The sequence below is a fragment of the Atribacter sp. genome (genome assembly GCF_035418125.1).
Lineage (GTDB): Bacteria > Atribacterota > Atribacteria > Atribacterales > Atribacteraceae > Atribacter > Atribacter allofermentans.
Window position 1 is genome coordinate 1 of sequence record NZ_DAOLQM010000041.1, and the last position, 11,818, is coordinate 11,818.

9 protein-coding genes and 1 pseudogene are annotated in these 11,818 nt (G+C 38.0%); 8 read left to right on the top strand and 2 right to left on the bottom strand.

Annotated features, from left to right (window positions below):
- Window positions 1–418: pseudogene (locus PLK24_RS03810) on the bottom strand (hypothetical protein); the annotation flags it as partial.
- A complete protein-coding gene (locus PLK24_RS03815; RefSeq protein WP_324476449.1) occupies window positions 415–1,362 on the bottom strand; it encodes an ABC transporter ATP-binding protein in 948 nt (315 codons plus the stop codon). The pseudogene PLK24_RS03810 and the gene PLK24_RS03815, both read right to left, overlap by 4 nt.
- A gap of 240 nt (window positions 1,363–1,602) precedes the next feature.
- Here PLK24_RS03815 and mutM point away from each other — a divergent pair, with 240 nt between their 5' ends.
- From mutM to PLK24_RS03855, 8 genes are all read left to right on the top strand, one after another.
- The gene (gene mutM / locus PLK24_RS03820; RefSeq protein ID WP_324476451.1) at window positions 1,603–2,400 is read left to right on the top strand and encodes a bifunctional DNA-formamidopyrimidine glycosylase/DNA-(apurinic or apyrimidinic site) lyase; all 798 of its coding nucleotides are present in this window, start codon (window positions 1,603–1,605) and stop codon (window positions 2,398–2,400) included.
- Between the two features lie 216 nt (window positions 2,401–2,616).
- Window positions 2,617–3,342: a double zinc ribbon domain-containing protein gene (locus tag PLK24_RS03825; protein WP_324476453.1), complete on the top strand. Its 726-nt coding sequence runs from the start codon at window positions 2,617–2,619 to the stop codon at window positions 3,340–3,342.
- Window positions 3,343–3,436: 94 nt separating this feature from the next.
- On the top strand, window positions 3,437–4,456 hold the full coding sequence (locus PLK24_RS03830) for a sugar-binding transcriptional regulator (protein ID WP_324476455.1): 1,020 nt from the start codon (window positions 3,437–3,439) through the stop codon (window positions 4,454–4,456).
- Between the two features lie 2 nt (window positions 4,457–4,458).
- The gene (locus PLK24_RS03835) at window positions 4,459–5,391 is read left to right on the top strand and encodes a carbohydrate kinase family protein (RefSeq protein ID WP_324476456.1); all 933 of its coding nucleotides are present in this window, start codon (window positions 4,459–4,461) and stop codon (window positions 5,389–5,391) included.
- Between the two features lie 27 nt (window positions 5,392–5,418).
- Complete coding sequence (locus PLK24_RS03840) at window positions 5,419–6,618, top strand: mannitol dehydrogenase family protein (RefSeq protein WP_324476458.1); 1,200 nt, start codon at window positions 5,419–5,421, stop codon at window positions 6,616–6,618.
- A 36-nt stretch (window positions 6,619–6,654) separates the two neighbouring features.
- Entirely contained in the window at window positions 6,655–7,704 is a 1,050-nt protein-coding gene (locus PLK24_RS03845) for a zinc-dependent dehydrogenase (protein ID WP_324476460.1), read from the top strand.
- Between the two features lie 103 nt (window positions 7,705–7,807).
- Entirely contained in the window at window positions 7,808–9,817 is a 2,010-nt protein-coding gene (gene pdhA, locus PLK24_RS03850) for a pyruvate dehydrogenase (acetyl-transferring) E1 component subunit alpha (RefSeq protein ID WP_324476462.1), read from the top strand.
- 379 nt (window positions 9,818–10,196) lie between these two features.
- The gene (locus PLK24_RS03855; protein WP_324476464.1) at window positions 10,197–11,366 is read left to right on the top strand and encodes an MFS transporter; all 1,170 of its coding nucleotides are present in this window, start codon (window positions 10,197–10,199) and stop codon (window positions 11,364–11,366) included.
- The last annotated feature ends 452 nt before the right edge of the window (window positions 11,367–11,818 follow it).

Sequence of the window (11,818 nt, forward strand, 5' to 3'; positions counted from 1 at the left end):
CATGATTTTTAAAGCGGATTTCAACTTCAATACCCTGCTCAGTTGGCTCAGAGAAACATATGATTCCAGCTAAACCAGGGATTTCCTTCCCTTTCATGGTAAAATCAAACACATTTATTCCTTTTTTAATGTCTATTTCCTGTTGGATTTCTTCGTAATAGGGAGCAATAGCTTTAAGGGTGTGTTTTCCTGGGGGAATCCGGGTTAATTTATAATCTTTACTCATATATAAAATGTCCGATTTTCTATCAATAGTAATTTGAAGTTTCTTTACCACATCCTGAGATATCTCGTCGACCACCTTACCTTGGAGAGTTCCCCATTTAGTACTGGTGGTGAAGTAGACGAAAACGAACAAAACTGCCAAGACAACAAGTATTAATGTAGAAATAAGGATGGTTGTTTTTTTCTTTTTCATTGTCCATTCCCTCGGTTGGTTAATAACGAAATGTTTTGTTGGGTGATAGTGATAAAAGCTTCTTCTAAGCTCATTTCTTTCGCTTGCATAGCAAGGATGATATACCCAGAATTAAAAATAGCTTCTGAAAGGTCTTTACGGTAATCTCGATCGGTTTTCAGCTGGACTTCAACTTTGTTCTCTTTGCATTGAAAAGCTTGGATAAAGGGAAGATTGCTTAAAACCGGCTCTAAATTTTGGGCTTCCTGATTCAATTCAATGCGTATAGTCACCGTATCAGATAATTTTCTTTTAATATTATCCATATTATCTTCGGCAAGTAATTTTCCCTGATTGATAATTCCTACTTTTTTACACAATTTTTCAACTTCGGAGAGAAGATGAGAGGAGACAAACACGGTCCGACCGGTTTCATGCTCTTCTTCGATCAGATCACGTATTTGCTTAATACCGGTTGGGTCGAGGTTGGCTACCGGTTCATCAAGGATGAGTAACTCTGGATCATGGAGCAGAGCTTTCACAAAGGCTAATTTTTGTTGCATTCCTTTAGAATAAGCACCGAGATTTTTATTTTTTTCATTTTCTAAACCAACGGCATTCATTAATTTATCTATCCGCTTCGGTCGATTTTCAACTTCATAAATTTCACCAAAGAAATTAAGGTATTCTAAGGCGGTCATGTCACGATAAAAATACTGGCTTTCTGAAACAACACCAATCTTTCTTTTTAGCTCGACATCATTGGTTTTCATTTCATTTCCAAGGAGAAAAATTTTTCCACTGGATTTAGGAACAAGCCCAAGAAGCATCATAATAGTTGTTGTTTTTCCTGCCCCATTTGGACCTAAAAACCCATAAATATCGTTTTTTTCTACCTTGAGGTTTAATTCGTTCACTACCAGTAAATCATTATAGGCCTTGCATAGATTTTCAGTTTGTATCATAGAACAGTTTTATGTCCTCCTTTCAATATCACTAAAACGTGCTTCGGAATTTATCTTTTTATTAATTCTTTGGATTAAATAAATTCATTGATTATTTTATACTATTTATAGTGTAAATGTTGGTTAACCGTTCCCATATTGATTAAAATTCTTCTTTTAATATGTTTTAAGAAACGCTGGACGTATCAAAACCACTTTTTGAGCAGTATTTTATGGTTTAAATAGAAAAGGAGGAAAGGAATGCCGGAACTGCCTGAAGTTGAAATAATTAGAAGGGAACTCTTACTTCCTTTGTTAGGAGAAAGAATAGTTGATTTAGAAATAGATGATAAAAAAATTCAGATTCATTCCATGGATATCCTTAATAAGGTTATTACCGACCTGATACGAAAAGGGAAATATCTTTTCCTAATTTTTAATGACTCAAGTTCTCTCCTTTTTCATATGGGAATGACTGGGAGTTTAATATATACCAAAGCCAAGGAAAATCTCCGGTTTCAAAGAGCTCGTATCACTTTATCACAGGGTTTTATTTCTTTTTGTGATGCCCGCCGTTTTGGAAAAATTAAATATTTAACTGAAAATGAAAGAGAAAAAGTCATGGAAAGCCTTGGGTTCGATCCGTTGCTTAGCGAGTATTCCTGGAATAATTTTGAAAAACTCTTAATAAACAAAACACTTCCAGTAAAAAATTTTCTCATGAATCAAGCCTGGATAACTGGAATTGGAAATATTTATGCCAGCGAGATTCTATTTTTAAGTAAAATTCATCCGGAAAAAAGAATGAAAGAATTAACCGTCCAAGAGAGAAAATCATTATTTGATTCAATTCCCTTAATCCTTAATCAGGCAATTATATGCGAGGGAACTACTATTCGTGATTATCAACACACCAATGGTTCAAGTGGTTTTTTTCAAAATTGTTTGCAAGTATATGATCGGGAAGGAAAGCCGTGTTTGGTATGTGGAACTCCAATTGTAAGAATTAAAATGGCTCAACGAAGCACGTATTTTTGCCCTCGCTGTCAGAAAATATAAAGATTATTATCTATTCCGAATATATTTTTGAAAAGAAATGAACGCCTTCTGACTGAAGATGAGGGGAATTGTTCATCGATTAACTTTGAATCTCTCTCGGGGGTGGGAAATTAATCAAAACAATCAAATAAATCCTTCTTTTTTAATAAAAGAAGACGAGTATGGGGGGAATGATATTTATACTTATCACTGTTTTTTGTGAAAGGAGGAAATGTTTTGCTTAATCGACAAGGAGTCGGTGAGGGGTTACTTCACTTTTTTTTCCCTCAAAATTGTGTAAATTGTAAAAAATATATTACTGAGTCGGCAGGCTATCCCTTATGCGAAGTATGCGAAAAAATGATTCGAAAAGATATTTCCCCCTATTGTTTGACTTGTGGAAGGCCAGTACAAAGTAATCGCCAAATCAAATGTCGACGGTGCCGAGAAAAACCTTTTTCTTTTGATCTTGCCCGAGCCATTACTCTATATGAGCCCCCGATTAAAAATGCTATTCATGCTTTTAAGTATCGAAAGATTCTATCGTTACGAATTTTATTTATTCATTTATTGGTCGAATTTTTATCTTCAAATCCCTTCTTTCGTGATATTGATGGAATTCTGCCGGTACCACTCCATCAATCTCGTCTTCGTGAAAGAGAGTTTAATCAAGCCGAAATCTTAGCACGAGGTATTTCTGAAGTTTTACAAAAACCTCTCATCAGTAAAGCCGTAACCCGGAAAAAGAAAACTCTACCACAAGTAGGGCTAAGCATGAAAGAGAGAAGGCTCAATCTCCAAGGCGCCTTTCGGGTGGAGAATGAAAAATTTTTAGCAAAGAAAAAAATATTAATCATCGATGATGTTTTAACCTCTCGTTCCACTGTGGATAGTCTTTCCTTGGTATTACGTCGAGCAGGAAGTCAAACCATATTAGTTTTAGCTTTAGCAACTGGAAAATAAAAAATAAGGGTGATTTAATAAATTAAAGCTGAAATAATATTCATAATTTTATAAAATATTGACATTATTAAGGAAAAATATAAAATAGATTTGAATGGATATTAAAAATATGAATGATTATTCATATTTTGATTTTTTAATTAAAGGATTAGCCATGAATCTTACCGATGAAAATGTTGAATTGATGACTCGAATTGCTTGGCTTCATTATATGGAAGGTCTCACCCAAAATGAAATTGGCCAACAATTAAAACTTTCTCAACCTAAAGTTGCCAGACTTATCGACAAAGCGCAAAAAAATGGAATTATAAAGATATCGATTGAATCACCTCTTTCCAATTGTTTAAAAATTGAATCGACAATTCGTAAACAATTTGGGCTACAAGATGTTGTAGTAATCCCAACCCCTCAGGAAAAAGAGATTTATGAAAGCATTGGTCGAGCAGGGGCTTGGTATATGGAAAAGGTTTTAAATAATGGAGATTTGGTTGGAATTGCCTGGGGGCGGACCCTAAAACACCTGGCCTTAGCGATTCGTTCGGCAAAAGTCAAGAATCTTAAATTCGTTACCATGGTTGGAGGCTTGACTTCCTCAGCTTCGCTTAATCCCTATACTATCGGGGAAAAACTGGCTTCAATATTTGAAGGTGAGTGCTATTATCTTTATGCACCAGCCGTGGTTGAAAGTGAAGAAATAAGAAATTTTTATTTGAATGAAAGAATAAATCAAAATACTCTTCAACTTGCCTGTCAGGCTAAATGGTCTTTAGTGGGTATTGGTACGGTTGATGTTCGTTATTCAATTTACTCTTTAACTGGATTTATAGATTATCATGAGTTAGAAGCATTAAAACAAAAAGGAGCAGTAGGAGATATTTTGGGTCAATTTTATACCATTGATGGAACCATTTTAGATACGCCCTTACATCGAAGAACAGTTGCAGTGCCACTTGAAAATATTCAAAAAATGCACAATGTAATCGGGGTGGCTGGTGGCGAAGAAAAAGCCGATGCTATTCTTGGAGCTCTCCGGGGTCATTTTATCAATATACTTATCACCGATGAAAAGACCGCAATGAAAATTATGAGTCGAATATCAGTTCTGGAGGGATAAAAATGGCCAAAGTAACTTGCATAGGAATCCTGGTTGCCGATCTCTTAGGTCGGCCTATCAATCGATTACCAGAAAGAGGGAAATTGGTTTTAATTCCACAAATGGAACTCCATGTGGGTGGAGGAGCTAACAATACCGGAGTGGTATTGAAAAAATTAGGCGAAGAAGTGGTGATGGTGGGGAAAGTTGGGCAAGATGGTTTGGGTGAATTTATCATCAATTCACTTCGAAAAGAGGGGATTGATCCCAAAGGCATAACCATAACTCAAGAATATTCAACCTCGGCAACTATGGTTTTAGTCGATGAGCAGGGAGAGCGTTCCTTTATTCACTGTGCAGGAGCTAATCAAAGCTTAAGAAATGCTGATATTCAAGATGAATTTTTTCACGACTCGGATATCGTTCATATCACAGGTACATTTTTAATGCCTGGTTTTGATGGGCCTGAAACAACCGCTCTTTTAAAGCGGGTTAAAGAAGCCGGCGTTACCACTTCAATTGATACTTATTGGGATGACAGCGGACAATGGCTCAGCGTCATTGAGCCCTACCTTCCTCTCCTCGATATATTTATTTCTAATCGGGATGAGTCTACCCGTATTTCTGGTCGTCAGAATATAGTGGATAATGCCAAATTTTTTCTCGATTATGGTATTCAGATTGTAGCTATCAAGATGGGAGAAGAAGGGAGTTTTATCATGACTCAAAACGAAAAAATATTAGTTCCTCCCTTCCAAGTGAAAGCTGTAGATGGAACCGGTGCTGGCGATGCTTTTGCTGCTGGTTTCTTAGTTGGCTATTTAAAAAAATGGGATTTATATGAAACTGGCCGATTTGCGAACGCCTGTGGAGCCATGTGCGTTCAAGCTATGGGAGCTACCGATGGTGTTGGGAACTTTGATGAAGTAATGGATTTTGTTCGTAAACACTCGTAAATTTTAAAAGAAATGAGAGGTTTTTGAATGAACCAGTCTGTTCAATTTGGAGCAGGTAACATTGGAAGAGGTTTTATTGGTCATCTTCTTTGGGAATCGGGTTATCGGATTGTTTTTGTTGAAGCCTATCCAGATCTTGTTAAACTTCTCAATGCTCGCTCAAACTACCCCCTTCGGTTATTAGAAAAAAACGGTCAAGAAAAAAATGTGACCATAGATAATTTAGTTGCTTATCAGACCGAAGAAAAAAACAATATTTCACAAGCTATTGCTGTTTCATCGGTTATTTTTACAGCAGTTGGTGTAAAAAATTTGCCGGCCATTGCTCCTTTAGTAGCTGATGGGATTCAGCTTCGCCTCAAAGAAAATCCTATCCCTATCAATATTCTTTTGTGTGAAAATCTTAAAGATGCGCCTCAATTTTTTAAAAATGAAGTGAAAACTCATTTAAATACCGAAGGAAAACAATTTCTTCAGGAAAAAGTTGGTTTTGTTGGAACGGTTGTTGCCCGTATGGTTCCAGTAATGGATAAGCGATTTGGTGTTGATGACCCTCTGTTTATTGTTGCTGAAGCCTATCATAAACTTCCTTATGATGTGACTGCTGTGAAGGGAGTTTTTCCTGAAATCTCGGGTTTGAAACCAGTTCAAAATTTTCATTCTGAGGTTGACAAAAAACTCTTCATCCATAATTTAGGTCACGCAACCCTAGCCTATTTCGGTTACTTGAAGGGATATGAATACATTCATCAGGCAATTGCCGATGAAGAAATAAAAAATCTTCTTGATGAAGTGCTCAATGAAACTTCAACTTCAATTCTTCGGAAGTATCCGGATTTAGATCGAGTTGAAGTTAACGAATTTGTTGAAGATCTAAAGGAGCGTTTCTTTAATCCGTTACTTATGGATACAGTTTATCGAGTTGGGAGAGACCCAATTCGCAAACTTGGTGAGGATGACCGCATAATTGGAGGGATCGCTCTTTGTCAATCTCAAAAAGTCTTTCCAGCTGCAATAATAAAGGTGACCGGATTAGCATTGAACTATGATTATAATAAGGATGCCGATGCGGTAAAACTCCAGAAAATGATTAAGGACAAAGGGATTAAAGAAGTCATTCATAAGTTGTGTAATCTTGATCCTGAAACCGATATTGGCGAAAAAATTATCCAATCCTATTATCAGTTTAGAGAGCGGTTTCGGATATTGAAGGAAAATAAATTGTAAACTTCCCTCTGGGAAGAATTGAGAGGAGTGGAGTAAATGAAAGCAGCTGTTTACTACGGACCGGGCGATTTGAGAATTGAAGAAAGTCCCCTTCCGGAAATTGGACCGGGAGATATACTTCTGAAAGTCGGTGCGTGTGCAATATGTGGAACCGATATGCGGATTTTTCGTCATGGGCATCGCGGTGTAAAAATTCCCCAAATTGTTGGTCATGAGATTGCCGGTACTGTCGCTGAAATTGGGAAAGACGTGAAGGGGTATGCTGTTGGGGATAAAGTTGCAGTTGATCCTATTGTATCCTGCGGTGAATGTTTTTATTGCCGACGGGGATTAACCAACCTGTGCCTTACTTTCAAAGAAAATTATGAAGCTTTTGGATACTATTATCCCGGGGGTTTCGCTGAATATATGCGGATTCCAGAAAAAGCCATTCGGCGAGGGAATCTCATTCTGATTAAAGACGACTTGGCTTTGGAAGAAGCTGCTATTGCAGAACCAATGGCTTGCGCTTTAAATGGTCAGATGTTGTCCCAAGTTGGAGTTGGTGATCATGTCTTAATTATTGGAGCCGGACCAATAGGTTGCATGCATATTTCTTTAGCAAAAACCCTTGGAGCAACGAAAGTCATCATTTCTGAATTCCAGGAGGGTCGATTGAACTTGGCTCGTCAGTTCGGAGCTGATATTTATGTGAATCCCATGCAGGAAGATCTGAAAGAAGTTCTGATGAAGGCGACCAATGGAATTGGTCCTTCGGTTATTATCATTTCCGCTCCTGCTCGAAAAGCACAAGAAATGGCGTTGGATCTGGCTGCTAACCAAGCCCGAATCAACTTTTTCGGAGGGTTGCCGAAAGATGACCACCTGGTGAACCTCGACAGCAATGTCATACATTATAAAGAACTCTTTATTCATGGTACCAGCGGAACAACTTCAAACCATATTCATAAGTGTATTGAGTTGATGGCGGGGAAAAGAGTCAATGCTTCTCAGATAATTAGTAAGGTCATATCTTTAGAAGAGCTTCCTGCCATGTTAGTTGAAGCCGAGAAGGGAAATTATCTGAAAATAATCGTCAAACCATAAAATCATCGCAAATGATTGGATAGATTGAGTTTTAAACTGAAATTATAAGCGGTTAAGCTATCACAACTTGCTGTGATTCGCCTAATTTTTGGAGGTGTTTACCTTGGAGTCAAAAGACAAATTACTTCAAATGTATAAGGATATGCTTCGTATCCGCCGTTTTGAAGAAACGGTAAGTGATCTTTTTTCTCAGGATAAAATCCGAGGGACAACTCATCTTTATATAGGTGAGGAAGCCGTTGCTGTTGGAGCCTGCAATGCGATTCACCCGGATGACTATATTACCTCTACCCATCGTGGGCATGGTCATTGTATCGCGAAAGGTGCTACTTTGCGGGAAATGATGGCCGAGTTATTTGGGAAAATAACCGGGTATTGCAAGGGTAAAGGAGGATCACTTCACATTGCTGACCTTAACGCTGGAAATCTTGGTGCCAATGGGATTGTAGGGGGTGGTATCCCAATCGCAACTGGTTCAGGATTGACTGGTAAGTATAAAAAAACTGGGAAGGTTACAGTATGCTTTTTTGGCGATGGAGCATCCAATACCGGAGCTTTCCATGAAGCAGTGAATATGGCGGCTACCTGGAAATTACCGGTCGTTTATGTATGCGAAAATAATCTTTATGCCATGTCAACGCCGGTGCGAGAAGCTTTTCCTATTTTAGATATTGCTGAACGAGGTCAAGCTTATGGAATGCCAGGTATAGTAGTAGATGGGATGGATGTATTAGCCGTTATGGAAGCTGTTGAACAAGCAGCAGAGAAAGCTCGTCGAGGAGAAGGTCCAACACTTATTGAATGTAAGACCTATCGATACTTAGGCCACTCCAAAAACGATCCAAGAGCTTACCGGACCAAAGATGAAGAAAAACAGTGGAAAGAACGTGATGCAATAAAGCGGTTTCGAAAATGGTTGCTTGAAAACACTGTTGCGACCGAAGAAGAAATTCAAACTATTGATGAAGAAGTAGAAAATGAAATAGCTGAAGCGGTAGAATTTGCCGAATCAAGCCCCTATCCCCCGCTGGAAGAAATAGTCAAAGACGTCTATGTTGAAGAAGATTTTGCTGAAAAAGAACGAAAAAAAGGAGCCAAAATCGTTCTCTCTTTTAACGAATATAGCGATAATCAAAAACTTAGAAATATTACCTATCGTGATGCATTAAATGAAGCCTTAAGAGAAGAGCTCAATCATGACCCCAACGTAGTATTGATTGGAGAGGACATTGGTTTATACGGTGGGGCTTATGGAGTAACTCGGGGATTGTGGCAGGATTTTGGTGATGAAAGAGTAAGAAATACCCCCATCTCTGAGGCGGCCATTGTTGGATGTTGTGTCGGTGCGGCGATAACTGGTCTTCGTCCAGTTGGTGAACTGATGTATGTGGATTTTGCTGGATTAGCTATGGACCAAATTTATAATCAGGGAGCAAAGATTCGTTATATGTTTGGTGGGAAAGCTCGAGTTCCAATGGTTATTCGTACTGAAGGTGGCTGCGGCCGATCTTCAGGAGCCCACCATGCTCAAAGCCTGGAAGCCTGGTTTATGCATGTTCCTGGTCTAAAGGTAGTAATGCCAGCCACTCCTTTCGATGCAAAAGGTCTTCTCAAGTCGGCTGTTCGAGAAGATAATCCAATAATTTTTATCGAACATAAAATGTTGTATAACACCAAAGGTTTAGTTCCTGATGATGAGTATCTTATCCCAATAGGAGTTGCTGATGTTAAAAAATCAGGTACTGATGTAACGGTTATTGCATATTCGCGGATGTTATTGGTTGCCATGGAAGCCGCCGAAATATTGGAAAAAGAAGGTATTCATATTGAAGTTATTGACCCCCGAACCCTGTTACCTTTAGATATCGATACCATTGTAACTTCAGTAAAGAAAACCGGAAAAGTAGTAATTGTTTCCGAAGCCTGTAAGACCGGTGGACCCGGGGGAGAAATTGGGATGCAAATTATGGAGAATGCCTTTGATTATCTTGATGCTCCCATGGTGCGATTATGTGCCGCCGATGCACCGGTTCCCTGTAGCCGATATTTAGAAGATAACTCCATTCCCCAAGCTAAAGATGTAGTTAAGACAGTAAAAGAGTTATTAGAATAATTGAAATTATTTGGCAAGAGTGATATTTAAGCTTAATAGAAGTTATATTTTATGGAGAAATCCCCAACGGGCGCAATTCTATTGCGCCCCTTAAATTTTTATATAAATTTTAGCAGAATTAAATTTGTAAAACCTCTAAATGAGTGAGCAGAATAATTGTTCATGCGATAGAGCAATAGAACCAGTTGAGGATAAGAGTGACTTTCATAAATTAGAATTCAATTTCCCTGATTTTCCAAGTAGGAATAAAAAAGTATGGAAAATTCATAAAACATTTAATTCTTATTAAAAAACTTTAAATTAAAGGAGATGTTTTTTAATATTTATGTGTTAGTTCGATAACACTCGTCACTTTTTAAAAAAAACTAAGGAACATGAAATGGATCGAAAAACTGAAATCAAGTTTTATTTTATGATTGGTTTCGTACTTTATTTTTTAGCAATCTCAATGATCATTACTGGTGCGGCTCTCCCTAAATGGATGGACATTTTCCAAGTAACCGCCGGTCGAGCCGGAAGACTTTTTTTCCTTTATTATTTAACCTATGTGATCACCACTTTTTCCAGTGGTTTTCTTTGTGACCATTTCGGAAAAAAACCAATAATAGTTCTGAGTCAATTATTTCTTGGGATCGGTTTTTTTTGTATAAGCACAGCTCATTCTTTTCTTTTTATTGAATTGGGGATGTTAATTATGGGGTTGGGTGGAGGTTTTTGTGAAGCACCCATGACTGGTTTTATCTCGCAAGTTTTTAATGGTCGAGAGGGATTTGCCTTGAACATGAGTCAGATTTTTTTTGGAATCGGAGCTGCCAGCGGTCCTTTTTTGACTGGATATCTGTTAGGAATAGGTTTTAGCTGGAGATATTTATATCTCATCCCCGGGATTGTTTCTATTGGTTTATTTTTTCTAATTTACTTTGAAAAAAAATTATTTCAAAAAGAAAAAAAAGGAATTACCAGTGGGAGTATTCTGATTTTATATCAACGTTGGAAAGCTTTCTTGGCGGTAAGTTGTTTGGCGATGTTGCTTTATGTAGGGTCTGAGATCGCCAGCTCCTCCTGGATGAGTACCTATATTGTAAAAGGACTAAAAGGAAATTTGTATTTAGGCGGGGTAGCCATGGCTGGATATTGGGGGATGATAACCATTGGAAGAATAGTTTTTGCTTATCTTTCCCAGCGTAATCACTATGGAGTTCTTTTACGGATTTCATCCATTATTAGCTTGGTTTTTTTATTTTTACTTCTTATGACCAATAGTATTCCCTTGGTTATATTATCCTTTATGGGGATCGGTTTTGGTTTTTCTGGCATCTGGCCTTTGGTCGTAGCCGTAGTTGCTAAAAATATTGAGGAAATGCAGGCTACTGCCATTGGGGTGGTAGTGGCCTTAGGAGGAACCGGTGCTTTGCTCTTCCCCTGGTTGTTTGGAATTTTTTCTGATTATATGGGGCTTCGTTTTATCTTCATTATGGTTGTTGTATTAGTGGTGGCGATGTTTTTAGTTTTTCAATCTCGTTTTTTTAAAGGGAGTATGAAGACCTGATAAAATAGAGATTAATAAAATGAAGCTCAGATTCATAATAAATTTCTTTTTGCTTTGATAAATGAGAACAGATATCTATGCCACTTTTTTAAGTGCCAGACGAGGAAGTAAATACCTATCTAAACCGTCATAGCGAGGAGACCAACTGTTATTTGGTTTGACGACGTGGCAATCGCATTTAAAAAATTTAAATTATGTAACTTTCTCATTGTCTCAGGGTAACCATTAAAAAAACCAAAAACACCCTCCCCCCGCTAAGCGGCACCCCTCCAAGGAGGGGAATTATTCATTCCCCCATTGAGGGGGGATTCAGGGGGGTGTGCCTTTCCCATTTTTTTAATCATTTATTACCCGTTTCGGTATTTTCAGGATAGACCTTCATGCCAATTTGGTGACACCAAATGAGGATGAAAATCCAAGATTCGACCTGCCATGGCAGGTCGCTACATTAA